Origin of the sequence: Halobacillus locisalis (assembly GCF_013694105.1) — a bacterium.
In the GTDB taxonomy this organism is placed as follows: domain Bacteria; phylum Bacillota; class Bacilli; order Bacillales; family Halobacillaceae; genus Halobacillus; species Halobacillus locisalis.
On record NZ_JACEFG010000002.1, the window covers coordinates 27,001 to 52,764 of the forward strand.

The window sequence follows — 25,764 nt, forward strand, 5'->3', positions numbered from 1 at the left end:
TTTACTCTTTCCCCTATTATAACGCGGACATACCAAAAACGCCCACACATAAGTGCGGGCGTTCATCTAAAGAAAGGGTTATAAAATACAAAAAAAATCGTTACGCGATGTAACGATTTCTGTTCTATAAATCTCCAATATTTATGCGCTATTGTTGATAATAAAATGGCGGAGGAGGAGGGATTCGAACCCCCGCGGGGCGTTAACCCCCTGGCGGTTTTCAAGACCGCTCCCTTCAGCCAAACTTGGGTACTCCTCCGTGTGACGACAAGTTATATAATATCACGCTTGTCTGATGTCGTCAACATTTTTCGATAACTTTTTTTCAAAAGGCATTCGACAAATGACGACGTGTTTTTTTCCACTACGCTAGTATAACCAATAACAAGAATAGATGTCAATGATAATTTCGTGGATTGGTCTGTTAATAAACTATGGTATAGGAGGGAAAGGAAAACCGTTCGCTTCTGTTCTATACTTAGCGTCATTTTAACTCTAATGTGAGTGAGCATTATTAAAATATGTTTCGTCTTCTAATACATAGTTAGGTGGTCGGGGGAAATGGGGAGACTCCTGTGGGATTAGTGGGACAGGTGAGACCCCACAGGGAGGAACGACCGAGGAGGCTCACCGCCCGCCCCACGGAAAGCGACTCATTTCCCTACCACCTTCTTCTACACCTTAATGACGAAACGGTTAAAGCTAATCAAAAAAGAGAACCATCTTTGTTTGATGGTTCCCTCTGTATGATTACTTGATGACTTCTTTTCCGCCCATGTACGGACGAAGGACTTCTGGAACGACAAGAGAGCCGTCTTCTTGTTGGTAGTTTTCCAGGATAGCGGCAACCGTACGCCCGATTGCGAGGCCAGATCCATTCAATGTGTGAACGAATTCAGGCTTCCCTTTTTCTTCGCGACGGAAGCGGATGCCTGCACGACGTGCTTGGAAATCTTCAAAGTTAGAGCAAGAGCTTATTTCACGGTACGTGTCTTGGCTTGGAATCCAGACTTCAATGTCGTATTTCTTCGCAGCTGTGAAACCAAGATCGGCTGTACACATGCTCATGACTCGGTATGGAAGCTTGAGGAGCTGCAAGACTTTCTCCGCATGTCCTGTCAGTTCTTCCAACACATCATAAGATTCTTCCGGCTTAGCAAGTTGGACGAGCTCTACTTTATTAAATTGGTGCTGACGGATCAATCCGCGAGTATCACGACCAGCAGAACCTGCTTCAGAACGGAAATTCGTGCTGAACGCTGCAAACTTTTTCGGTAAGTCTTCAGCAGAAAGGATTTCTTCACGGTGATAGTTTGTGACCGGAACCTCTGCTGTTGGAACTAAGAAGTAGTCCCAACCTTCAATCTTGAAGGCGTCCTCTTCGAATTTCGGAAGCTGACCTGTACCTGTCATCGCGCTGCGGTTGACCATTTGTGGCGTCAACATCTCTTCATAACCATGTTCATCAGCATGAAGGTCCATCATGAAGTTCAACAAAGCACGTTCAAGGCGAGCTCCTAATCCTTTATAGAATACGAAGCGGCTACCTGTCACTTTAGAAGCGCGTTCGAAATCAAGAAGACCTAGGTCTGTCGCAACATCCCAGTGCGCTTTCGCTTCAAACGTGAACGCTGGCTTATCTCCCCAAGTTCTCGCCTCTACGTTATCCTCTTCATCCGCTCCGACAGGGACGCTGTCATGTGGGATGTTCGGGATAGACAAAAGCATCGTTTCGAGCTTCTCTTCGACTTCTTTCAATTCTGTATCTAACGTCTTAATACGATCGCCGACATCGCGCATCTCTTTAATTTTATCGTCTGCATCTTCTTTCGCTTTTTTCAATTGAGAAATTTCTTTAGAAACCTCATTACGACGAGCCTTCAACTCTTCCGTTTCTTGAATCAACTCACGACGGCGGCTATCCAGATCCCCGAAGGCATCCAATTCAGAAAGGTCTTCCCCGCGGTGTTTCAACTTCCCTTTCACTTCATCAAAATTCTGACGCAAATACTTCATGTCTAACATACTAGTTCCTCCTTTATTTTATAAAAAATAAAAAAGCTCCCGTCCCTTGTTGAAAAGGGACGAGAGCTTTTGTTTTATGCTTCCCGCGATACCACCCAAGTTGAAGGTACAATGACCTTCCGGCTTATCTCATAACGGTGAGTCGCCGGTCTGACTTCCTTACGTTCCGTCAGACACTCAAGGATGGATTCATAAGTTCTTTTCATCAGTTTGCACCAACCACTGACTCTCTAAAAGAAAAGAGGGCTTACTACTAGTTCCTGTCATCGCGTTAAAATTTCTAGTTTATGTTACATAAGATTAGCTGAAATGAAATTATAATGCAAGGGTTTTTTTAGATTCTTCTACCATCTTCACGAAATGAGCGGTAATACGATGATCATCCGTCAATTCAGGATGGAAGGAACAAGCTAAATAATGCCCTTGTTGTGCGGCAACGATATGGCCATCATAACGCGCGAGTACCTTCGTGTTCTCCCCTACGTCTTCTACATATGGTGCACGGATGAAGACGGCATTGAAGCCTTCCGCTACACCTTCGATATCAAGGTCCGCTTCAAAGCTATCTCTTTGCCTGCCAAATGCGTTACGGCGTACTTTGATATCCATTACACCTAAGTGAACGTCATAAGAGCCATCAATTTCTGAAGCTAATAAAATGAGGCCGGCGCACGTACCGAAGATCGGTTTACCTGAGTTTCCGAATGCACGGATCGGTTCGAGAAAATCATATTTATCAATCAGGCGGCGCATCGTCGTGCTTTCGCCTCCTGGGATAATCAGTCCATCGATTTCGTCTAATTGTTCTTTCCTTTTCACTACGACGCCTGTTGCGCCGGTAGCTTCTACAGATCGAACATGCTCACGAAAAGCACCTTGAAGTCCTAAAACACCGATTGTCGTCATGATGCATGTCTCCTTTTTCTCATAGGCTTTATTACGGTTTATTAATGATAGCTATCCAACCATAGAAACGTGTGATTCTTAGGTCCTCCATGTTAGAAAATGAGGCTGGGGTGGGAAATAACTCGCTTTCCTGCGGGGGAACCGGCAAGCCTCCTCGGTCGTTGGCACTCCCTGTGGGGTCTCGCCTGAGTCCTTCTCCCGCGGGAGTCTCGTCATTTCCCACCCCAACCATCCACATATACTTAACGAACCTTTCACTGGTGATACATTGGCAAATATAACTACTGTATTTACGTTATTTCGAGAACCTATTTGAGCAAGGGATGTGGGGAACGGGGAGACTCCTGTGGGATTTAGCGGGACAGCTGAGACCCCACAGGGAGGTACGACCGAGGAGGCTCAGCGCACGCCCCACGGAAAGCGACTCGTTCCCCACATCCCATATCCTCCTCAGAACATCTCGAAATCAATTGTTACCGATTACTACAACGTGTGTAGACGAGTTTCTATAAAAATATAAAACTGTGGCGACTCGTCTTGGGACGGTCGCCGCAGTTGTTTTCTATTCTATTAAGGCTTGTCCACACTTATTGTTTACTGTGAGCGATCTTGCATGCGTTGGTCGCCTGTTACGGTGGACATTTCCATGCCTTTCATCGCTGTTCCAAGGCCTTTAGAAAGTTCGCCGATTAGTTTGTAATCGTCATAGTGCGTTGTAGCTTCGACAATCGCACGAGCGAATTTCTGTGGGTCGTTGGATTTGAAGATTCCAGATCCGACAAAGACACCGTCAGCACCTAGCTCCATCATAAGAGCAGCATCCGCAGGAGTCGCGATTCCGCCTGCTGCGAAGTTTACGACAGGAAGGCGGCCTTCTTCACGGATTTCCATAAGAAGGTCGAATGGTGCACTGTTATCACGTGCAAATACCATCACTTCGTCTTCAGACAGACCACGCAAATGACGGATTTGAGCTTGGATTTGGCGCATGTGACTGACCGCTTCTACAATGTTACCTGTACCAGGTTCACCTTTCGTACGAAGCATGGAAGCTCCTTCACGAATTCGACGAGTTGCTTCACCGATGTTACGGCAACCACAAACGAATGGTACCGTGTATTCATCTTTTTTGATGTGATAAATTTCGTCAGCTGGTGTCAGCACTTCACTCTCATCAATGTAGTCTACACCCATCGCTTCCAACACACGCGCTTCGGTAATATGACCGATACGTGCTTTTGCCATAACCGGGATGGATACAGCATTCATTACTTCTTCTGTAATCGTTGGATCAGCCATACGGGCTACTCCACCAGCGGCACGGATATCAGCTGGTACACGCTCAAGAGCCATAACGGCTACAGCACCTGCTTCTTCAGCAATCTTTGCTTGTTCAGCGTTGACGACGTCCATGATGACGCCACCTTTTTGCATTTCTGCCATTCCGCGCTTTACGCGATCAGTACCTGTTTGAGACATAGTAAGTTCCTCCCTATAATTCGCTCTATTGATTAAGCAATTATTCATGAATATTGTGATTTCCTATCCCTTATTGTAACTCATAAAATAAGTAAATCCTACTCATTTAATTGGGTAAAGGTGAGATTAGAACCAGCCTTTAACCATATCAACCGCACCTGTGAAAATGTCACTGAAGAATTCGCCGATATTTCCCAGCATCAACATGAACCAATTGGACTTTTCAACAGCGGATGTTGTCACGAGATCAACAGTATTCGGATTACTAGCTAATAGGTTGCCGTAATCATCTTCTCCGTTATAGACAAGTTCAGCTGTCCCGATCTTCTGTCCTTTTTTGACAGGGGCGACAAGATTACCTTCTTCGTCCAGTTGATCTTCAGAAATGTTGTATTGAACCGTGTATTGCTCTTCTTCTCCGTTTTTCACAAGCGTTTGTAAGGCCTCACTTGTCTCGACTTGAACACGGTCTTCTTTCCCTTTAGCGACAGGCATGTCCTTTTGCTCTTCTTGTTGGTAACCCGCTTGGAACAGTTCCTGTTTTTCAAACTGCTGGAATCCGTAATCGAAGAGTTTGCCCGTTTGTTGGAAGCGGGTTTCTCTCGTTTCAGATTTCATCACAACCGCAATCAAGCGTTGGCCATTCTGTTCAGCCGTACCTGTGAAACAATTCCCGGCAAGTTCGGTGTAACCTGTCTTCAATCCATCTACACCTTCATAGCTGAATTGTGCTAACTGCCCTGGCATTCCTGGAAGCATCCAGTTCCAGTTCGTAATCGTTTGACCATCGAACTCGGCTGTCGGCATGCTAGAATAGTCCAAAGCTTCCGGATAATCATTCGTCAGGTGGTACGCAAGCAATGCAGAGGAACGAGCAGACATAAGGTTCGTCGCGTCTGGAGCTGTTCCTTCTGGAAAGTTGTCACCTAAATGGGAGTTATTTAGTCCTGTAGAGTTGACGAACTCATAATCAGGCAACTCCATTTCAGCGGCTTTTTCATTCATCATCTTGACGAATTCGCCTTCTGTGCCAGCAAGTAGCTCGGCAAGCGCAATGGTTGTCGCGTTATCTGAATTAATCGCCATCGCTTTATAAAGTTCACGGACGGTATAATCTTGATTTTGTTTAAGACCTACTCCGGAGAAATTCGGATTGGCCGATATATCGTAAGCGTATTGACTAATTTGTGTCGTCGTATCCCAGCTAATGGTACCTTCTTCAATAGCCTCAAGGATTAAATATTCTGTCATCATTTTCGTCATGCTTGCTGGAGGTAGGGTCAAATCTGCCTCTTTCTCAAATAAAACCTTCCCCGTATCAGCATCGATCAAAATCGCTGACTTTGCTCCTACATCAACGGTAGCAGCGTATGTATGGTCAGGACTTGCGAAAACAGATGTCATACTCAGAATCAAAACCAGTGTCACGGCTACTGATGCTTTCAATTTTTGTATCAACTTCTCAACCTCCACCCTTAAAATATGCATCTTCGTTATTTTATCACATGGTTTAACAAAAAAATAGACAGGGAAAAGTCCCTGTCTATCAAAGTTTTACCGGGTCAAACGGAGTAGTTCGGCGATTCTTTTGTGATCTGTACATCATGCGGATGACTCTCACGTAGACCGGCATTGGTGATGCGGGTAAACATCGCATCATTCCGAAGGGCTTCAATGCTAGCTGTTCCGCAATATCCCATACCAGATCGCAATCCACCAAGCAGTTGGTGAATGGTATCATTCAAAGGTCCTTTGTACGGCATACGGCCTTCGATTCCTTCTGGTACCAACTTCTTAGACTCTGCTTCGTTCTGGAAGTAACGGTCTTTTGAGCCGGATTCCATTGCACTGACCGATCCCATTCCACGATAGACTTTGAAACGGCGACCTTGGAAGATTTCTGTATCTCCTGGGCTTTCGGATACGCCAGCAAGCATACTTCCGATCATGACGGCATGTCCACCGGCAGCCAAGGCTTTTACAACATCTCCGGAATACTTGATCCCACCGTCAGCGATGATTGTTTTGTTATGTTTTTCCGCTTCTTCGGCACAATCGAATATCGCTGTGATTTGCGGGATACCGACACCAGCGACGACACGTGTCGTACAGATGGAACCAGGTCCGATCCCGACTTTCACGATGTCCGCTCCAGCTTCGTAAAGTTCACGAGTCGCTTCCGGTGTTCCCACGTTACCTGCGATGATGTTCACATCCGGATACTTCGAACGGATCCGCTTCACTTGATCGATGACCCCTTGAGAATGTCCGTGAGCTGTGTCCACGACAAGAGCGTCCACTCCTGCTTCGACCAGTTTATCGATACGTGTCATGGCGTCCGCCGTCACCCCAACAGCCGCTGCGACAAGTAAACGTCCTTGTTCATCTTTGGCTGAATGAGGAAACTCAATCACTTTCTCAATATCTTTAATCGTAATTAAACCTTTTAGTACCCCTTGATTATCAACGAGTGGAAGTTTTTCGATTTTATACGTCTGCAAAATCTTCTCTGCTTCATCCAGTGTCGTTCCTACAGGTGCCGTCACAAGATCTTCGCTCGTCATCACTTCACTGATTTTCATGGAATAATCTTCAATGAAGCGCAGGTCGCGATTGGTGATGATTCCGACGAGAACGCAATCTTCCACGTTATTGACAATGGGTACACCCGAGATGCGGAATTTCCCCATCAGATGTTCGGCATCATACACTTGATGCTCTGGAGTAAGGAAGAATGGGTTCGTGATGACACCACTCTCGGAACGTTTCACACGGTCCACGTGTTCAGCCTGATCTTCAATCGACATATTCTTATGAATGACACCGAGACCGCCTTGTCGGGCCATTCCGATTGCCATACCTGCTTCTGTCACGGTATCCATTCCTGCACTGATAATCGGCATATTCAGCTTCAGGGTGGGAGACAACTCGGTAGCTAATGAAACATCACGTGGCAACACATCTGATTTAGCCGGCATTAATAGCACGTCATCAAATGTTAAGCCCTCTTTTGCAAACTTATCTTCACGCATGCTCAATCTCTCCTTCTCATTTCAAATAGTATGGGTAAAAGGTGGGTAACCTATGAAATAAAACACATCCTGACGAATCGCTCGCACGGGATGGTATATAACCATGAAATTCTTTCCAGATCCATTGATGAAGCTTATCTTATTGTTATTTACAATACGATAAGAATTGGGCTTTTTCAACCTAAAAAATCATGGAAATCGACAAAAAATCTTGAATAAAAGATGATAGCGTTATCAAAACGAAAATGCTCTCTTCCTGCAGATTTCGTAATCGTTGAACAATCCATCAGAAAGGAGAAAAGCGTTGATGAAGAGACCCACCTTCCTAACCTATTTGCAAGTCACGTCTCATACACGACCGTTCCTGAAACAGTGTTATGAGAAAAGTGAACACCCGAAAGCGGATCATCATGCTTATCAGAATGCCGAACGATTCATTCATGGATTGATGCTTGCAGAAGATTTCTTTCAGACAGCTCGTTCAACACCCTTAAGTGTTCAGCCGCTTCTGTTCTATTATGGGCTGAATCATTACTTGAAGAGCTGCTTGTTGACGGTAGACCCCGGCTACCCTGCTACGGCTAAAGTGCTTGCGCATGGTTTATCAACGAGAAAAAGAAAAAAGCAGCACTATCGCTTTCTTGAAGATGATATCCGAATTCAACCCCACGGACTCTTTCCTTATGCTTCTCACCATCTGTTCAACTTTGAATCCTCCAATGAGAAGGTCTCTATGGATGAACTACTTCGGCAAATCGCCAGCATGACCGATTTGTACAAGTTGAAAGGGGAGGATGTAAGGGGTTCTGGTGAAACATGGCCGCCGCTTATGGCGTACTTTGCCGTGCTTTATAACTTGAGTATGCTTGTTAGGTATGAGGGGGAGTGGTGGGGAGAAATGCAACAATTGAGGGATCGTGACGACTATGTCTTCATCGCTCATTTCCTAACAGCTGTGGCGGAATATGTTCCCCCGTTAGTCGCTGAATGGTTAAAGGACCAGTTCACGTCATGATCACGTCAACTGGTCCTTTTTAGTCTAAGACTTCTTCTATATGCAGTTCGGTATGATCTTTAAGAGCATAAATATGGTCATCCTCAAGTCTCACCATAGGTCTCGTCGGATGGGCTGCTTCGACAAAAATGATTTCTGCTTTTTGGTTATTCGAAAGGCGTACGTTCGTCCCTTGAGAATAATTCGTCATTTCTTTAATGAATAATTGGACAACGGTATGATCATATCGACCGAACTGCTCCTTTTGAATCTCCTCCAAGACACGAAATGGAGAATGCTTCTTCCTATAGGCCCGTTCGGACGTCATCGCATGGTACATATCGCTTACCGCGATGATTTGACTGTATGTGTGGAGTTTCTCTTGTCTTAAGCCAAGCGGATAGCCACTCCCATCGAGTCGTTCGTGATGCTGGAGAATCGCCAGTTTCGCATTGGTACCAAGCGTCGGAATTTTTTCAACGAGACGATAAGATAGCGTCGGGTGGGTACGAATTTGATTGAACTCCTCTTCTCGGAGGGCCGTTGTTTTATGTAAAATATTCTGGTTGATTTTAGCCATCCCGCTATCACTGAGTACAGCGGCCAAGCCTACTTGGATCCAGTCTCCATAGGCGTATTTCATCTTAGAGGCAAGAAACGCCGCAATTAAACTCATGGCCACACTATGATGGTAAAAATATTCATTCTTCGAAGAGAAATGGTGCAAAAGGAAAACATCACGTTTCGATTCGATTACCCTCTCCAATAAAGGTACCATCACTTTACGCACGGCGTTCATATCTATGGGAGCACCACCGCGCCAATCTTCAAACCACTTCTTATACGATTGAACGGCTTCTAAGTATTGATCCTGGAAAGAGACTTTGGCTTCTTCTTTTGGTTTCTTCGTGGTTACCGTTTCTTGATCATCTTCTATTTTTTCATCGGGTATGAACGGGGAACCATCAGACAATTTGTTGGCGACTTCGACGACTTGTACCTTGAACTGTTTGAGAACTTTTATATGTATCGGGTGAATGACTGTGTTCTTTGGAATAAGGGGACGATGGGTCATGCCCATGACGTCTTTGGTAATAATACAACCCGTTGTGACTTGGGAGGGATGCACCTTCATACCTGTTCCACCTCTCAAAATTAGGATAAAAATAGTCGCCTGCCGCATGAAATCGACAGGCGACGATGGAAATGACTTATGATTCTTCGTCAGGGTTCTCTAGATCATCTTGGGTGTTAGTCGTTGTAGTATCTTGGTTATCTTCTTGTTCATTAGATTCTTCGTTTCGAGCCTCTTGCTCAAGCGCCTCTTCAACGATTTCTTCTTCTTCTTTTTCAGATTCGACACGGGCGACCGTAGCTACTTCTTCACCGTCTCCTAAGCGAATCAGTCGAACGCCTTGTGTATTCCTCCCTGTTTCAGAAATACTTTCCATCGGCATCCGGATCAGCACACCACTCTCGGTGATGATCATAATGTCCTCTTCACCGTTGATGGCTTTAGTCGAGACCACTTTACCGTTCTTGTCGGTCAAGTTACACGTAATGATCCCTTTACCACCCCGATTGGTAATGCGGTACTCGCTGGCTGGTGTACGTTTTCCGTACCCTTTCGTCGTCACCGTCAACACTTGCAGGCTGTCATCGAGGATTTCCATCGATACGACATGGTCGTCATCACGCAAGGAAATACCCTTCACTCCCGCTGCGGTACGGCCCATGGCACGGATTTGATCCTCATTGAAACGGATCAGATATCCATTTTGAGTACCGATCATGACGTCCTTCTTACCATCTGTCATACGGACAGAAATCAGTTCATCATCTTCGCGCAATCCGAGAGCGATCAGACCGCCACGGCGAATGTTTGCGAATTGGGATAATGTCGTCCGTTTCGTGATTCCGTTTTTCGTCGTGAACACGAGGTACCAATCATCTACGAAGTCTTCCACCGAAATGACCGCATTGATCCACTCATCACGCTCAATATTCAACATATTGATAATAGGAATGCCTTTCGCTGTACGACTGAATTCAGGCACTTCATAGCCTTTTGCTTTATACACTTTCCCTTTGTTCGAGAAGAAGAGCAAGGTATTGTGTGTAGATGTAGAAAGAAGATGTTCGACGAAATCTTCTTCATGTGTGCCCATCCCTTGCACACCTCGTCCACCTCTTCGTTGCGAACGATACGTATTCGCAGGCAGACGCTTCACGTATCCTTGGTGAGTCAACGTGACAATCACCGTTTCTTCAGGGATCAAGTCTTCATCTTCAATGAAGTCTGTTCCACCGAGAAGGATTTCTGTGCGGCGCTCATCGTTATAACGCTCTTTAATATCAAGCAATTCTTCACGGATGATTTCTAACACTTTCTCTTCATCTGCTAAGATCGCCTTCAATTCAGCAATCAGCTGCATGATCTCTTGGTATTCATTTTCGATTTTTTCACGTTCTAGACCCGTCAAACGCTGCAAACGCATATCCAGGATCGCTTGGGCTTGTTTCTCGGATAAGCCGAAACGTTCCATCAACCCTGTGCGGGCGATTTCGGTCGTTTGAGATTCACGGATCAACTTGATGACTTCATCCAAGTGATCCAGTGCAATACGCAGTCCTTCTAAAATATGAGCACGTGCTTCCGCTTTATTCAACTCATACTGTGTACGTCGACGGATGACGACCTTTTGGTGTTCTAAATAATGCTCTAAGCACTGCTTCAAGTTCAGCACTTTCGGATGTCCATTGACGAGTGCGAGCATATTGATGCCGAACGTCGATTGTAGAGCTGTCATTTTATAAAGGTTATTCAATAACACGTTCGGATTAACGTCACGGCGAAGTTCAATCACGACGCGCATTCCATTACGGTCAGATTCATCACGCAGATCGGTGATGCCATCAATCTTCTTATCACGGGCGAGATCCGCAATCTTCTCAACGAGACGCGCTTTGTTCACTTGATAAGGTAATTCCGTCACGATCAATCGTGATTTTCCGTTCGCTTGTTCATCGATTTCCACTTGGGCACGGACCGTAATCGAACCTTTCCCTGTTTCATAGGCTTTACGGATGCCACTTAAGCCAAGGATTTTACCGGCAGTCGGGAAATCGGGCCCTTGAATGTGGTTCTCCATCAGTTCCTGAATGGTCATCTCAGGATCTTTACTTAATGCTAAGACCGCATCGATCACTTCACCAAGCTGGTGAGGGGGTATGTTTGTCGCCATACCGACAGCGATTCCTGATCCACCATTGACGAGTAAGTTCGGGAATTTAGCCGGTAATACGCGTGGCTCACGTTCTGTACCGTCATAGTTATCATCATAATCGATGGTATCTTTGTTGATATCACGCAGGATTTCCATCGAGATTTTGGACATGCGGGCTTCTGTATAACGCATGGCTGCGGCAGCATCACCGTCGACTGAACCGAAGTTTCCGTGGCCATCAACGAGCATGTAACGATAGTTGAAATCCTGGGCCATACGAACCATCGTATCGTATACGGCAGAGTCACCGTGTGGGTGATACTTACCAATCACTTCACCGACAATACGTGCCGATTTCTTGTATGCTTTATCGGCGTGCATACCCAAATCGTGCATCGCATATAAAATACGGCGGTGTACAGGCTTCAAGCCGTCACGGACATCAGGAAGAGCACGGGCGACGATGACACTCATCGCATAGTCAAGGAATGACGTACGCATCTCTTCGCTAATATTGATTTCCTGTACGCGGGGGCGTTCGGGTTGATCCACCATTCTAGTTACCTCCTACTTTATCTCACAAGAGGAGTCGGGCGCTGAAAGCCCTCCTCCATTCTCTCTCTATTTGTCGACTCACTTACACGTCCAAGTTCTGGACATATTGAGCATTCTCTTGAATGAAGTTTCGACGAGGCTCGACTTTGTCTCCCATCAGGATATCAAATGTCTCATCCGCTCCGATCGCGTCCTCTAGACTCACTTGCAGGAGCGTCCGGGTTTCAGGGTCCATCGTCGTTTCCCAAAGCTGTTCAGGGTTCATCTCTCCTAGTCCCTTATAACGCTGGGTACCAGGCTTTGGCTGTTTCGGTAGTTCAGCCAGAATCTTATCGAGTTGCTTATCGCTATACGTATAGTAAATCGCTTTTCCTTGTTGCACTTTGTACAACGGCGGTTGAGCGATGTAAATGTAGCCGTGTTCGATCAGTGGTCTCATGTAACGATAGAAGAACGTAAGAAGGAGCGTACGGATATGGGCTCCATCGACGTCTGCATCGGTCATGATGACGATTTTGTGATAGCGGGCTTTAGAAATGTCGAATTCTTCCCCGATCCCTGTTCCGAGCGCCGTAATGATGGCACGGACTTCATTGTTGGAAAGAATCTTGTCTAAGCGCGCTTTTTCAACGTTGATGATTTTTCCTCGTAGTGGCAAAATCGCTTGGAAATGACGGTCACGCCCCTGCTTCGCTGAACCACCGGCAGAGTCACCCTCAACGATGTACAACTCTGAAATGTTGGCATCCTTCGACGAACAGTCAGCCAGTTTACCGGGAAGGTTGGACACTTCAAGCGCATTTTTGCGACGCGTCAGTTCACGTGCTTTCTTCGCTGCCATACGGGCACGGGATGCCATCAATCCTTTTTCGACGATGATCTTGGCCATGTTCGGGTTTTCAAACAAGAACTTAGAAAAGCCTTCAGAGAATAGCGCGTCCGTTACCGTACGGGCTTCGCTATTGCCGAGCTTCGTTTTTGTTTGTCCTTCGAACTGAGGATCCGGGTGTTTGATGGAAACGATCGCCGTCAATCCTTCACGGACATCATCGCCCGTCAAGTTCGGGTCCGTATCTTTGAACATATTATTCTTTCTGGCGTAATCATTGATGACACGCGTAAGCCCCGTCTTGAAACCAGACTCGTGTGTACCGCCTTCATACGTGTGAATATTGTTGGCATACGTGTAAATATTACTAGCGAAGCCATCATTGTATTGAATGGCGATTTCAATCGAAATTTCATCCTGCTCATCTTCGACGAAGAAGGTTTCGTGCAGCGCTTCACGCGTTCGGTTCAAGTGCTCGACATACGAAACGATTCCGCCTTCGTAATAATAATCGACAGGTTCTTCATCTGTACGTTTATCTTGAACTGTAATCGTCAATCCTTTGTTCAGGAATGCCAGTTCACGCAGACGATTGGCTAACGTCTCGAATTTATATTCTTGGGTCTCTGAGAAAATCTCAGGATCCGGCTTGAATTGAATCCGTGTACCTGTCACGTCTGTTTCTCCGATGACTTTCAAGTCCGCTTCTGGTACTCCGCGGTGGAAGGATTGATAATGGATTTTTCCATTCAAGTGCACATAGACTTCCAATTTCGTGGATAGGGCGTTCACGACAGATGCTCCGACACCATGCAAACCACCTGATACTTTATAACCGCCACCACCGAATTTACCGCCTGCGTGTAGAACCGTCATGATGGTCTCGACAGCCGGACGTCCGGTTTTCTCCTGGATCCCTACAGGAATTCCGCGGCCGTTGTCCGTGACGGTGATGCTGTTGTCTTCTTCGATCATGACGTGGATATGGTCACAGTAGCCACCCATCGCTTCGTCAATACTGTTATCAACAATTTCCCACACTAAGTGGTGCAATCCTTTTTCATTCGTCGAGCCGATATACATACCAGGTCGCTTTCTAACGGCTTCTAAACCTTCTAGTACCTGTATCTGACTTTCATCATAGGACTGCTGTTCTCCAATAGTTTCTTCCTTCATGGTACTCACCTACATTTCTCAAGTGGTTTGACGCTGAACATGCAACGCTCTACTCCTCAGTTTCTTCTGAGAAATCTTCCAATTTATTTAAAGTCGACATCATATTCGCTCTTTTTTTCAATGTAAAAACAGATAAAGGACTGAAATAAATGACGTCATTGGTGATAACGATCGATTTCGCTTCATAATCGTCCGTTTCAACCACTTGTCTATTTTTCCGTTGATTGAAAAGCATTTCCTCAATAATCGACGACGAGGCTACTAGACTATTGTCAATGATGGCTACGACGTCTTTCGATTGGATTACATGATCATCACCGATGTGAATGAACAATGGGCCACCTCATTTCTGTACGTCTATCGTACCTTCTTTGACGTGAAAAATTTCTGCTTCCTTCAAGGCATCATGCTCGATACCATCTATGCTTGTCGTTGAGACGAAGGTTTGAACCTTACCTTGGATGGTATGAAGGAGGTGGGACTGGCGGTAATCATCCAGCTCACTCAGGACATCGTCCAATAACAGGATCGGATATTCTCCTACCTCACTATGAATCAGCTCAATTTCAGCCAGTTTCAAAGACAGAGCGGTCGTCCGTTGCTGCCCTTGGGAACCATAGGTCTGAACATCTTTTCCATTTACAAAAAAGACGAGATCATCACGATGTGGACCAGCGAGTGTCGTCCCGCGTTCTACTTCTTTCGTCTCGATATCCGTAAACTTTTCCTGATACGTACTCTTTAGTGTTTCCAAATCCATAGCCTCTGATACTTTGACACTAGCATCATAAGCAATTTCCAACTGTTCCAGGTTACGACTGATCCCTTCATGGATCGGGGTCGCCCATTCGCGGAGCAGTTGCAGGAAACGGAACCGGCGATCTACAATGGTCGCCGCATGCTCAATCAATTGGTCAGTCAGTACTCTAAGCATCGTCAAATCAGCTTCGCGCTTTCTTTGAAGCTCTTTTAATAGATGATTTCGTTGTCTGAGTATCTTTTGGTACTGTCCTAAATGATAAATATACGTCGGTTGGATTTGACCGATTTCCATGTCAATAAACCGACGACGCACCTGAGGACTGCCTTTCACTAAGTTCAGATCCTCAGGTGCAAACATGACGACATTTAAAGCACCTATGTAATCACTCAGGCGCTTTTGTTCAATATGATTCAATTTCGCTTTTTTCCCTTTATTTGAAAGCACAATCTCTAGTGGAAAACGTCGATTGCGTTTAAATATACTCCCTTTTATTTTACCATACTCAGCGTCCCATTGTATCAACTCTTTATCACGAGGAGTGCGATGTGATCTGGCAAAAGCTAATACATAAATGGCCTCCATCAAATTGGTCTTACCCTGGGCGTTCTCACCAATAATGACGTTGATCTTATGGTCGAATGAAAGAGACAGTTGATCGTAGTTACGATACGACCTCAGAGACAGTTCTTGGATATACATAGGTGAGGTCAGCTCAGCCTATTCGTCACGGACGACTTCAAAAGTTCCAAATTCTTCAATCTCCACGGTATCTCCCAGGTAGAGTTTACGACCACGGCGATTCTCTAGCTCCCCATTGACCAAAACATCAAACTCAGCAAGGAATATTTTTACCATACCGCCGGATTCAACGACGTTAGCCAATTTGAGGAATTGCCCTAGAGGTATATATTCAGTAGATATTTCAATACGTTCGCTCATATTATTCACCCTATTTCATGAATTCACCTTCTTCTATTTTACTAAAGATGAAGGTGTAAGAAAAGCCTAGCTATTTAAGAAAAGCGCAAGCGCCCTGAGAGCCCCGATGTGCATAAGTAAAACGGCCGGATGGAGACGATTTTTTCTACCGCAGGACGGATTACTCATGACACGAGGGGGGTGGGCGCTGGAGCCGGACGTGGCTAAACCAGTTAAATCCTCTGATTTCAGTTGTCCACAAGTGGATAACTTTTCAAAAAAAGAAAAGGTGCCGTTATGAAACGTCATAACCGCACCCTTTCTTATGGTGTGTTGATTTTATTATCTCATACATTTTCAATACGTGCTCTGAAAAAAACGAATGACTTTAATACGTTCGAACGGGCAGGATCAACTGCAGGATTTGATCGTCATCAACAGGACGAATCAAGAACGGACGCATAGCCCCCGTAAATTCGACTTTCACTTGATCATAATCCACGGCTTTCAGGGCATCCATCATATATTTCGCACTGAAGGAAATTTTCAGGTCTTCCCCGTCAACATCGCTCGCAAGGACTTCTTCTACCACATTTCCGACTTCTGGAGAATTACCGGTGATCTCCAGGTGATTGTTTTCTTTTGTAATCAGACGAACGACATTGTTGCGATTTTCTTTCGCAAGAAGAGACGCACGGTCAACGGATTGAAGTAATTCTTTAGCATCGATTTTGACGATCGTTTTGCTTTGTTCAGGAATTAATCGAGATGTTTCCGGATAGTTTCCGTCGAGCAATCGAGATAAGAAGTATAAGTGCTTAGTACGGAAAAGGACCTGATTCTCCGTCACACTGACTTCGATCGTGTCTTCAGAATCATCCAAGATTTTATTCAGTTCCGTTAAACTCTTTCCTGGAATGACAACGGATGGAAGAGCTTTTCCTTCCGGTTGTTCTAAAGGAATCTTGCGAGAAGCTAAACGGTGACTGTCTGTCGCGATGAATTCCAGCTCTCCATCCTCCATTTTCACATGAACACCTGTCAAAATCGGACGCGTTTCAGACGTAGATACCGCAAACACCGTCTGACGGATCAGGTTTTTGAGTAGATCGATCGGCAATTCAAAGCTGTCTTCTGTATGAAGTTGGGGCAGCTGTGGATATTCTTCCGGATCTTGTCCGTTCAAATGGAATTCCGCATTACCCGAACGGATCGTGACATTGCGGTTATTGTCACTTTCTATTTCAACCGTTTTTTGTGGAAGTTTACGGACGATATCTGGGAAGTATTTCGCTTGTAGTACGATGCTTCCTGGTTCGATATGTTCGACATATACGATGCCGTCTTCTTCCTGAGGTATGAACGACTCGATAGAAATATCAGAGTCACTACCTGTTAATTTGATTCCCTCTTCTGAAGCTTCTATTTTCATTCCTGTCAATATAGGAATCGTCGTTCTTGATGAGATGGCCTTCATGACATTTTGTACGCTCTCAATCAATTGATCGCGTTGAATGATAAATTTCATAACTTACAATCCTCCCAGTAGGCATATATTAATTATATTTTTATATAAAAGACCGTAATAGTACTAGTATGCGCTGTGGATTTGTGGATAACTGCATTTATCCCAACACACCTAAGGTTATACACATGTGGACAGCTTGTTGACCAACCTGCAACCATTATTCACATTATCCACTAATGAGATTTCAGTTGTTCTCTTATTTCATCAAGCTCCCGCTGCAATTGTTGATCATCGGCAACCATTTTAGAGATCTTCTCGTGTGCATGTATAACAGTCGTGTGGTCACGCCCTCCGAACTCTTCCCCGATCTTCGGTAATGAGAAATCCGTCAATTCTCTAGATAGATACATTGCGATTTGTCTTGGAAAAGCGACGGATTTCGTACGCTTTTTCGCAGGGAAATCTTCTAAACGTACATTGTATCTCTCTCCTACGATCTCTTGTATGCCTTCAATCGTAATCACTTTCGGTTTCGAGCTAGGAATAATATCTTTCAATGCTTCGGCAGCTAAAGAAGCGTTGATATCACGATTGATCAACGAAGAATAGGCCACAACACGGATCAAGGCGCCCTCTAGCTCACGGATGTTGGTGTCGATTTGATTGGCGATATAGAGCATCACTTCATTCGGAATATCGAGACCTTCCGCTTTCGCTTTTTTACGCAAAATCGCAATACGCGTTTCTAAATCAGGCGGAGTGATGTCAGTGATCAATCCCCACTCGAACCTGGAGCGGAGTCTGTCTTCTAGTGTTGGAATCTCTTTTGGAGGCCGGTCACTGGAAATGACGATTTGTTTGCTTTCTTCGTGCAACGTATTAAACGTATGGAAGAACTCTTCCTGTGTTTGTTCTTTTCCAGCTAAGAATTGAATATCATCAATAAGAAGCACGTCCACACTCCGATATTTATTTCGGAAGTTGACCGCTTTGTTATCTCGGATCGAGTTGATGAATTCGTTGGTGAACTTCTCGGATGAAAGGTAAACGACTTTGGCATTTGGATTATGATCTAATACATAATGACCGATTGCATGCATCAAGTGGGTTTTTCCAAGTCCTACCCCACCATAAATGAACAGCGGATTATAGGCTTTGGCTGGTGCTTCCGCTACCGCGAGTGATGCGGCATGGGCGAAACGGTTTCCGGATCCGATGACAAAGGTATCGAACGTGTATTTTGAGTTCAACATACTTTGAGGGGACTCTTCATTGTCGTTGTTTTTGACATCCGGTACTTTCTTAGGAAGTTTAACGTCATCAACCGCTTCTTCTTTCGTTTCAGGAATGATGAACCTCGTTGAAAGCTCTGCCCCTGTGACTTCATGAAGCGTTTCCGTGATCAATCCCTCATATTGATTCTCAAGCCAATCTCTAGCAAATTCATTTGGAGCGACGATGGTCAAGGTGTTTTCGCTAAGAGAATCAGCTTTTGTCGCTTTCAGCCATGTTTCAAAACTCGGCTTACTGATCTTCTCTTTAATTTTCTCTAAGGTGTTGTTCCAAAGTTCGTGGATGTTCTCCAAATTTTTCACCCCTTTCTCTCTCAATGGAAAACAAAAAAGCCTTTCGTTCTCTTTTTCGAACGTATCAAAAGGATCGAAAGGCTGTTGTGTAAGTTTTGTATAAATATTTAGTTAGTAAATCGTTACTAGTAATGTGGACATATAAAAGCTGACAATACTAGAGTTAAAGATGGTTATTTTCATTATCCACAATCCTGTGCATAAACACATAAACAATCGTGTTAATAAATGTCCACACGTTATCCACAGTCTGTGGAAAAGATTTTATAGCTTCAAATGACAATCACAGTGAAACACAAATATAATACCAGATAAAATCTAGACTTGCAACGGGTTATAGGAAGTTATCCACAATGCCCACACCTTGTAGACGATTCCTATCCACAACACTATATTTTGTGATTATCTTGTCGATATTTGGTGTGGATAGTCGATTTGACCATAAAAAAATATACACAGGACCTGTGAATGTACTCAAAAAAGTATGTTTTTTTGTTGTAGTACAGCAGCTGTTATATAACGGATTGTGCGGGTAAGATCGTGTACGGTCGGAATAAGATTTACGAAGCGCGTTGACAAATTGTATGGATTGCCCTTATAATTATCGGGACTGCCTTTTAAATGTTATTGGAATTTTCCTCAGGAGGTGTATATATAATGAAACGCACATTTCAACCAAATAATCGTAAGCGTAAAAAAGTACACGGCTTCCGCTCTCGTATGAGCTCTGCGAATGGACGTAAAGTTCTTGCTCGCCGCCGTCGTAAAGGAAGAAAAGTATTGTCCGCATAGACCACTGAGAACAATCAGTGGTCTTTTTTCTAGTATAGGTTAGATAGAAGAAGCCGATCCTTATGGGGTCGGCTCGCTATCTTTCTTATCCAATAGAAAGAGAAAGACCGATGGAATTTTCCATACATCTTTTTGTCATGTAAGCTCAAGGGTTCCTTTCCATTACGGAGCGCTTGCGCTTTTGTAATTTTGGAGGGTATTCCATGAAGAAAGTGAACCGTATTAAAAAAAATGAAGAGTTTCAAAAAATATTCAAGCATGGACAGTCGTTTGCCAACCGCCAGCTCGTTCTTTATTTTTTAAGGAAACCGGAGCAATCCCATTTCAGAATCGGATTGTCGGTTAGTAAAAAAATCGGGAATGCGGTCATGCGCAATCAAGTGAAGCGCTATTTAAGACAAGCCTTTCACGAGCTTGAAGAAGATATTCGGCAAGACTATGACCTCATTATCATAGCGAGGAAGCCGACCAATCAGATGAACTTCCATGAAATGAAACAAAGCTTGAATCACGTGTTGAAGCGATCCAAGCTTTTTAAAAATAAAAAACGAGCCCAATAGTATAGAATTCATAGATGAAAGAATGCTACACTGTTGAATGAAAACTCAAGTCCTATAAATCGAGAAACATTGCTTTACTAAGGAGGAAGGAACGTTGCGTAATAAGATGATTGCATTGCTTGCCATGGCAGGCGTGCTTACGTTCCTATCCGGGTGTACCCAGGTCAACCAAGACATCACCTCGGATAGTACAGGTTTCTGGAATGAATATGTTGTTTATCCATTGTCCCAAACATTGATGTTTTTTGCGGATAGTACGGGAGGAAGTTATGGTTTATCGATTATTATCGTGACGATCATCATTCGTCTTCTACTATTGCCTTTGAACGTCAAGCAACTAAAGAGTTCTCAATCGATGCAAGAAATTCAACCGGAGTTGAAAGAACTTCGTGAGAAATATTCTTCAAAAGATGCCCAAACACAACAAAAGCTACAGCAAGAAACGATGCAACTTTTCCAAAAGAATGGTGTCAATCCGTTAGCGGGTTGTTTACCGATTATCGTGCAAATGCCGATTTTGATAGGTTTCTACCATGCGATCATGCGTACGGCCGAGATTCAGACACATAGTTTCCTATGGTTACAACTTGGCACAGCGGATCCATTCTTAGCGATATTGACAGCAGCCACGACGTTCCTACAGCAAAAATTGATGATGGCAGGCGGAGCAGCAGCACAAAACCCGCAAATGCAAATGATGCTTTATATCATGCCGCTTATGATCGGTACCTTTGCATTCTTCTTCCCATCCGCACTAGCGCTGTACTGGATTGTCGGTAACATTGTGATGATTCTTCAAACGATATTCATCCGTAAACCTATGATGAATAAAACGACGGGAGGAGCAGGCGAGTGAAGCAAATAACTGCTACGGGAACTACGATGGACGAAGCGGTCCAATCAGCACTAGAGCAATTACAAACTTCGAAAGACAAAGTCGATGTTCATGTTATTGATGAAGGGAAAAAAGGATTTCTTGGCTTTGGGTCAAAACCAGCCATTGTCAAAGTATCCATTCGCAAAACCCCAGTGCAGGATGCCGAGTCTTACATCTCAGAAGTAGCAGCGCAAATGGGTGCTCCTGTCGAAATAAAAACAGATGTCCGTGACCGTGATATCACGATGGAACTCGTAAGCGACAAAGTCGCGATGTTGATCGGAAAACGTGGACAAACACTGAACTCATTGCAATATTTAGCTCAACTTGCGGTCAACCGTGAGTCGGATCAATTCTATACCGTCATGATCGATGCCGAAGGGTACCGTGAAAGACGCAAAGAAACCTTGCAAAACTTAGCCGAGCGTCTTGCTGAGAAAGCGATTCGTACCGGCAAAGATGTAAGGATTGAGCCGATGCCTTCTTACGAACGGAAGATCATTCATGCCGCTTTACAGAATCATAAACAGGTTGAAACGTTGTCTGATGGAAAAGAGCCACGCCGCTTTGTGGTCATTCGTCCGTCGTAACCGTTTTTTCTTCTACTTCTGCCTTTCTCGGGCAGAAGTCTTTTTTTTGTTGGCTCATAGGAAGACGAGATTCCTTAATTTTCTCTGGAGAGAGGGTAGCTGGGAAATGGATCGCTTTCCGCGGGGCGGGCGGTGAGCCTCCTCGGTCGTACCTCCCTGCGGGGTCTCACCTGTCCCGCTAAATCCCGCAGGAGTCTCACCATTTCCCAGCTATCCTCGTCATGGAAAGGATTACGGAATCTAAAGGATGGTCAAAGAAAGTATTGGTTTCACACTATATCTGGTTCCTTTAGGCTTCATAGGGTTGAAGAGTTTTGGGGAACGGGGAGACTCCTGCAGGATAAAGGTGCATCGTGAGACCCCGCTGGGCGCAGCCCGAGGAGGCTCACGGTACCCTGCGGAAAGCGACTCGTTCCCCAGAACTCTTCCGTACTCACAATAGAAAAGGAACCATAGTGGATTAGTAATGAGTGGGGATAATGGTTACAATGAGAGTAGGTATAAGTTATTCACATGTGGATAACTGAATAGCGCGATTTGCACCTTACTTGCTGTGTTGATATCTTTTCAAAACACCAGGGTGTGTGGTATTCTAAGTTGTTAGTGAATACAAACAACAGCATGTTTTTAATAAACGACGTTTTTATAGAGAAAAGACAAAAAATATAGGAGGTGAGCGCGTGTGGAAACAGATACGATAACCGCCATTTCAACCCCTATGGGGGAAGGTGCGATTGCCATTGTCAGACTGAGCGGACCAGAAGCGGTCGCGATCTCGGCGAATCTATTTCAAGGGAAAAATCTCAATGAAGTCGATTCCCACACGATGCATTACGGAAAAATTATCGATCCAGAAACGAAAGAAATGGCGGAAGAAGTCATGGTTTCCGTCATGCGAGCGCCAAAAACGTTCACGCGAGAAGATATCGTCGAAATCAACTGCCATGGTGGCCTCGTTTCGGTGAACCGTTTGCTTGAAATCGTCTTAGCCAGTGGAGCTCGTTTAGCAGAGCCGGGCGAATTTACGAAGCGAGCGTTCATGAATGGCCGGATCGATTTGTCGCAAGCAGAAGCGGTCATGGATTTGATCCGTGCGAAAACCGACCGTGCTATGAACGTGGCGCTGAAACAGATGGATGGCCGTCTATCTCGATTGATTCAAGATTTGCGCCAGAAACTACTCGAGACGCTTGCGCATGTCGAAGTGAATATTGATTATCCAGAGTACGACGATGTCGAAGAGATGTCGCATGACATGATGGAACAAAAGACGAAAGAAGTGCATGAAGAAGTGACCCGTATTTTGGATACGGCGCGCCAAGGAAAGATTTTGCGTGAAGGTCTTGGAACAGCCATCATCGGACGCCCGAACGTCGGGAAGTCCTCCCTGATGAATGCGCTCGTTCATGAGAATAAAGCGATTGTGACCGAAGTTCCCGGTACGACGCGTGATGTCATTGAAGAGTACGTCAATGTCCGAGGGGTTCCTCTTCGATTGATCGATACAGCAGGTATTCGTGAAACGGAAGATATTGTTGAGCGAATCGGTGTCGAGCGCTCCAGACAAGTGCTGAAAGAGGCGGACCTGATCTTATTCGTATTGAATTACGGTGAGGAATTGACGGATGAAGATGAGCAGTTACTTGAGGCGATTTCCGATATGAATGTGATTACGATCGTGAATAAGATGGATTTGGAACAAAAGCTTGATATCGATCGTGTGAAACAATTGGCAGGAGACCATCCGGTTGTCACGACGGCGTTGATTCGGGAAGAAGGCATCGATCAGCTGGAGAATGCGATTTCAGATACCTTCTTTGAAGGTGATCTTGATGCTGGGGATATGACCTATGTATCGAACGTGCGTCACGTGCAGCTTTTGAAACAAGCCAAAGAGTCCCTGGAAGATGCACAGAACGGTATGGCCATGGGTGTGCCGCTCGATGTCGTTCAGATCGATGTTACCCGTACGTGGGAAATCCTCGGTGAAATCGTCGGGGATACCGTAAATGAAAGCTTGATTGATCAATTGTTCTCTCAATTCTGCTTAGGGAAATAATTTTACTATAAAAGGAGAGTCATCTACATGACATATGATGCAGGGCATTATGACGTAATTGTAATTGGTGCCGGTCATGCAGGAGTGGAAGCTGGTTTAGCTGCAGCAAGACGTGGAGCGAAAACCTTGATGCTTTCATTGAACCTTGACCTGGTCGCCTTCATGCCATGTAACCCATCCATCGGTGGTCCGGCCAAAGGGATTGTCGTCCGTGAAGTCGATGCACTAGGTGGAGCCATGGGGAAAGTCATTGATAAAACGCACATTCAAATGCGTTTATTGAATACACGAAAAGGTCCAGCTGTAAGAGCGCTACGTGCGCAAGCAGATAAACCTTTGTATATTAAAGAAATGAAGCGTGTGCTGGAAAGCCAGGACAACTTGACGATGAAACAAGGTATGGTGGAAAAAGTGATTGTCGAAGATGACCAAGTCAAAGGGGTCATCACTGAAACGAAGGCAGCCTTTTATGCGCCGACGGTTGTTGTGACAACTGGAACCTTCATGCGTGGACGCGTATTGATCGGGGACTTGAGTTATGAAAGTGGACCGAACAACCAGCGTTCTACCGTATCCCTATCCGAGCAATTGGAAGAGATGGGCATCGAAATGGTTCGCTTCAAAACGGGTACACCGATGCGTGTGAATAGTAAAACGGTCGACTATTCGAAAACGGAAATTCAACCGGGAGAAGAAGAGCCACGCTCATTCTCTTATGAAACGACCGAGTTCATCACCGATCAAATTCCGTGTTGGTTGACGTACACGAATGAGCACACTCATAAAGTGATCGATGATAATTTAGGATTGTCCGCGATGTATTCAGGTGCGGTCAAAGGGACGGGGCCACGTTATTGTCCTTCGATTGAAGATAAGATCGTTCGATTCAATGACAAACCGCGTCACCAAGTGTTCCTAGAGCCTGAAGGTCGCGACACAGAAGAAGTCTACGTACAAGGGCTATCCACGTCCTTACCAGAATACGTTCAAAATGAAATGATGCGTACGGTACCTGGACTTGAAAACGCCGAAATCATGCGTGCGGGCTATGCAATCGAGTACGATTCCGTTGTACCGACGCAACTATGGCCGACGCTTGAGACGAAGCAGATCTCCGGTTTGTTCACAGCTGGTCAATTAAACGGTACGTCTGGTTATGAAGAAGCAGCCGGACAAGGTCTGATGGCGGGAATCAACGCCGCTGCGAAAGCTCTAGACCTTGAAACGCTCGTCTTAGACCGCTCACAAGGGTATATTGGCGTCATGATTGATGACCTTGTGACAAAAGGGACAAGCGAACCTTATCGTCTCCTGACGTCTCGTGCTGAGTTCCGTTTGATGCTTCGTCATGATAATGCGGATCTTCGTTTGACCGAAATCGGTTATCAGCTTGGATTGATTCCGGAAGAGCGTTATGAGCGTTTCCAAGAGAAGAAACGCCAGATTGAAGTGGAGAAAAAGCGTCTGAATAAACTCGTTTTGAAGGCAGATGAGGTGCAAGCTGTGATCGAGGAAGCGGGCGGATCTCCATTGAAGGATGCGCTGCATGCGGTTGATCTACTGAAGCGCCCAGAAATGAAATATGAACACATCGACCGTGTATCTCCGAGCGAGGAGAACTTGAGCGATGATGTGAAAGAACAAGTCGAAATCCAAATCAAATATGCGGGTTATATTAAGAAAGCTCTCGAGCAAATCGACCGCATGAAGAAGATGGACTCGAAGAAAATTCCAGACAATATCGATTATGACGCGATCAACGGTCTCGCAACAGAAGCTCGTGATCGTCTGAAGAACGTGCGTCCACTATCTGTCGGCCAAGCTTCTCGTGTATCAGGCGTAAACCCGGCGGACGTATCAATTTTGCTTGTTTATATTGAACAAGGAAATGTTGCCCGTGTGTCTGGTGAATAAGCTAAGGGGATGAA

The 25,764-nt window shown here is 45.0% G+C and carries 20 protein-coding genes, 1 tRNA gene and 1 other annotated feature; of the genes, 7 read left to right on the forward strand and 14 right to left on the reverse strand.

Annotated features, from left to right (window positions below):
- Window positions 1-166 precede the first annotated feature (166 nt).
- The 6 genes from H0266_RS07420 to guaB all read right to left on the reverse strand — a co-directional run bounded on the left by H0266_RS07420 (window position 167) and on the right by guaB (window position 7,442).
- Window positions 167-259, reverse strand: a tRNA-Ser gene (locus H0266_RS07420).
- Between the two features lie 491 nt (window positions 260-750).
- Window positions 751-2,025: a serine--tRNA ligase gene (gene serS / locus H0266_RS07425; protein WP_181471783.1), complete on the reverse strand. Its 1,275-nt coding sequence runs from the start codon at window positions 2,023-2,025 to the stop codon at window positions 751-753.
- Window positions 2,026-2,077: 52 nt separating this feature from the next.
- Window positions 2,078-2,301, reverse strand: a binding site (T-box leader).
- Window positions 2,302-2,340: 39 nt separating this feature from the next.
- Entirely contained in the window at window positions 2,341-2,931 is a 591-nt protein-coding gene (gene pdxT, locus H0266_RS07430) for a pyridoxal 5'-phosphate synthase glutaminase subunit PdxT (protein WP_181471784.1), read from the reverse strand.
- Window positions 2,932-3,525: 594 nt separating this feature from the next.
- Entirely contained in the window at window positions 3,526-4,410 is an 885-nt protein-coding gene (pdxS, locus tag H0266_RS07435; RefSeq protein ID WP_181471785.1) for a pyridoxal 5'-phosphate synthase lyase subunit PdxS, read from the reverse strand.
- 126 nt (window positions 4,411-4,536) lie between these two features.
- Window positions 4,537-5,868 (reverse strand): serine hydrolase, encoded by a 1,332-nt coding sequence (locus H0266_RS07440; RefSeq protein ID WP_425484295.1) that lies wholly within the window; start codon window positions 5,866-5,868, stop codon window positions 4,537-4,539.
- Window positions 5,869-5,972: 104 nt separating this feature from the next.
- Window positions 5,973-7,442 (reverse strand): IMP dehydrogenase, encoded by a 1,470-nt coding sequence (gene guaB, locus H0266_RS07445; protein ID WP_181471787.1) that lies wholly within the window; start codon window positions 7,440-7,442, stop codon window positions 5,973-5,975.
- 307 nt (window positions 7,443-7,749) lie between these two features.
- Between guaB and H0266_RS07450 the strand changes: the two genes are divergently transcribed.
- Window positions 7,750-8,457 carry a YaaC family protein gene (locus H0266_RS07450; RefSeq protein WP_246363812.1) on the forward strand — a complete coding sequence of 236 codons (708 nt, stop codon included), beginning with the start codon at window positions 7,750-7,752 and terminating at the stop codon, window positions 8,455-8,457.
- Between the two features lie 19 nt (window positions 8,458-8,476).
- Here the strand turns inward: H0266_RS07450 and H0266_RS07455 are convergent, their stop codons facing one another.
- From H0266_RS07455 to dnaA, 8 genes are all read right to left on the reverse strand, one after another.
- Window positions 8,477-9,571 (reverse strand): HD-GYP domain-containing protein, encoded by a 1,095-nt coding sequence (locus tag H0266_RS07455; protein WP_181471789.1) that lies wholly within the window; start codon window positions 9,569-9,571, stop codon window positions 8,477-8,479.
- A gap of 76 nt (window positions 9,572-9,647) precedes the next feature.
- Window positions 9,648-12,218 carry a DNA gyrase subunit A gene (gene gyrA / locus H0266_RS07460; protein ID WP_181471790.1) on the reverse strand — a complete coding sequence of 857 codons (2,571 nt, stop codon included), beginning with the start codon at window positions 12,216-12,218 and terminating at the stop codon, window positions 9,648-9,650.
- A gap of 82 nt (window positions 12,219-12,300) precedes the next feature.
- On the reverse strand, window positions 12,301-14,223 hold the full coding sequence (gyrB, locus tag H0266_RS07465) for a DNA topoisomerase (ATP-hydrolyzing) subunit B (RefSeq protein WP_181471791.1): 1,923 nt from the start codon (window positions 14,221-14,223) through the stop codon (window positions 12,301-12,303).
- 49 nt (window positions 14,224-14,272) lie between these two features.
- Window positions 14,273-14,557: an extracellular matrix regulator RemB gene (gene remB, locus H0266_RS07470; protein ID WP_181471792.1), complete on the reverse strand. Its 285-nt coding sequence runs from the start codon at window positions 14,555-14,557 to the stop codon at window positions 14,273-14,275.
- Between the two features lie 9 nt (window positions 14,558-14,566).
- Window positions 14,567-15,685 carry a DNA replication/repair protein RecF gene (gene recF / locus H0266_RS07475; protein WP_181471793.1) on the reverse strand — a complete coding sequence of 373 codons (1,119 nt, stop codon included), beginning with the start codon at window positions 15,683-15,685 and terminating at the stop codon, window positions 14,567-14,569.
- An 18-nt stretch (window positions 15,686-15,703) separates the two neighbouring features.
- A complete protein-coding gene (gene yaaA, locus H0266_RS07480; RefSeq protein ID WP_181471794.1) occupies window positions 15,704-15,925 on the reverse strand; it encodes a S4 domain-containing protein YaaA in 222 nt (73 codons plus the stop codon).
- A 367-nt stretch (window positions 15,926-16,292) separates the two neighbouring features.
- Window positions 16,293-17,432 (reverse strand): DNA polymerase III subunit beta, encoded by a 1,140-nt coding sequence (dnaN, locus tag H0266_RS07485; RefSeq protein WP_181471795.1) that lies wholly within the window; start codon window positions 17,430-17,432, stop codon window positions 16,293-16,295.
- Between the two features lie 173 nt (window positions 17,433-17,605).
- Window positions 17,606-18,958, reverse strand: coding sequence for a chromosomal replication initiator protein DnaA (gene dnaA / locus H0266_RS07490; protein WP_181471796.1), 1,353 nt, complete (start codon window positions 18,956-18,958; stop codon window positions 17,606-17,608).
- 657 nt (window positions 18,959-19,615) lie between these two features.
- Between dnaA and rpmH the strand changes: the two genes are divergently transcribed.
- The 6 genes from rpmH to mnmG all read left to right on the forward strand — a co-directional run bounded on the left by rpmH (window position 19,616) and on the right by mnmG (window position 25,750).
- Window positions 19,616-19,750: a 50S ribosomal protein L34 gene (rpmH, locus tag H0266_RS07495; RefSeq protein ID WP_181471797.1), complete on the forward strand. Its 135-nt coding sequence runs from the start codon at window positions 19,616-19,618 to the stop codon at window positions 19,748-19,750.
- Window positions 19,751-19,953: 203 nt separating this feature from the next.
- Window positions 19,954-20,310 carry a ribonuclease P protein component gene (gene rnpA / locus H0266_RS07500; RefSeq protein ID WP_181471798.1) on the forward strand — a complete coding sequence of 119 codons (357 nt, stop codon included), beginning with the start codon at window positions 19,954-19,956 and terminating at the stop codon, window positions 20,308-20,310.
- 94 nt (window positions 20,311-20,404) lie between these two features.
- Window positions 20,405-21,166 carry a YidC family membrane integrase SpoIIIJ gene (gene spoIIIJ / locus H0266_RS07505; protein WP_181471799.1) on the forward strand — a complete coding sequence of 254 codons (762 nt, stop codon included), beginning with the start codon at window positions 20,405-20,407 and terminating at the stop codon, window positions 21,164-21,166.
- Window positions 21,163-21,777: an RNA-binding cell elongation regulator Jag/EloR gene (gene jag / locus H0266_RS07510; RefSeq protein ID WP_181471800.1), complete on the forward strand. Its 615-nt coding sequence runs from the start codon at window positions 21,163-21,165 to the stop codon at window positions 21,775-21,777. The genes spoIIIJ and jag overlap by 4 nt, the downstream gene beginning before the upstream one ends.
- Before the next feature lie 682 nt (window positions 21,778-22,459).
- Window positions 22,460-23,836: a tRNA uridine-5-carboxymethylaminomethyl(34) synthesis GTPase MnmE gene (gene mnmE, locus H0266_RS07515; protein ID WP_181471801.1), complete on the forward strand. Its 1,377-nt coding sequence runs from the start codon at window positions 22,460-22,462 to the stop codon at window positions 23,834-23,836.
- A gap of 27 nt (window positions 23,837-23,863) precedes the next feature.
- The gene (mnmG, locus tag H0266_RS07520) at window positions 23,864-25,750 is read left to right on the forward strand and encodes a tRNA uridine-5-carboxymethylaminomethyl(34) synthesis enzyme MnmG (protein ID WP_181471802.1); all 1,887 of its coding nucleotides are present in this window, start codon (window positions 23,864-23,866) and stop codon (window positions 25,748-25,750) included.
- Window positions 25,751-25,764: the final 14 nt, after the last annotated feature.

Coding starts and splice junctions, on each gene's coding strand:
- pdxT (WP_181471784.1), bottom strand. CDS start 2,931: ATGACGACAATCGGTGTTTTAGGACTTCAAGGTGCTTTTCGTGAGCAT.
- recF (WP_181471793.1), bottom strand. CDS start 15,685: ATGTATATCCAAGAACTGTCTCTGAGGTCGTATCGTAACTACGATCAA.
- rpmH (WP_181471797.1), top strand. CDS start 19,616: ATGAAACGCACATTTCAACCAAATAATCGTAAGCGTAAAAAAGTACAC.
- dnaN (WP_181471795.1), bottom strand. CDS start 17,432: ATGAAATTTATCATTCAACGCGATCAATTGATTGAGAGCGTACAAAAT.
- yaaA (WP_181471794.1), bottom strand. CDS start 15,925: ATGAGCGAACGTATTGAAATATCTACTGAATATATACCTCTAGGGCAA.
- H0266_RS07450 (WP_246363812.1), top strand. CDS start 7,750: ATGAAGAGACCCACCTTCCTAACCTATTTGCAAGTCACGTCTCATACA.
- guaB (WP_181471787.1), bottom strand. CDS start 7,442: ATGCGTGAAGATAAGTTTGCAAAAGAGGGCTTAACATTTGATGACGTG.
- rnpA (WP_181471798.1), top strand. CDS start 19,954: ATGAAGAAAGTGAACCGTATTAAAAAAAATGAAGAGTTTCAAAAAATA.
- gyrA (WP_181471790.1), bottom strand. CDS start 12,218: ATGGTGGATCAACCCGAACGCCCCCGCGTACAGGAAATCAATATTAGC.
- pdxS (WP_181471785.1), bottom strand. CDS start 4,410: ATGTCTCAAACAGGTACTGATCGCGTAAAGCGCGGAATGGCAGAAATG.
- H0266_RS07455 (WP_181471789.1), bottom strand. CDS start 9,571: ATGAAGGTGCATCCCTCCCAAGTCACAACGGGTTGTATTATTACCAAA.
- serS (WP_181471783.1), bottom strand. CDS start 2,025: ATGTTAGACATGAAGTATTTGCGTCAGAATTTTGATGAAGTGAAAGGG.
- gyrB (WP_181471791.1), bottom strand. CDS start 14,223: ATGAAGGAAGAAACTATTGGAGAACAGCAGTCCTATGATGAAAGTCAG.
- mnmG (WP_181471802.1), top strand. CDS start 23,864: ATGACATATGATGCAGGGCATTATGACGTAATTGTAATTGGTGCCGGT.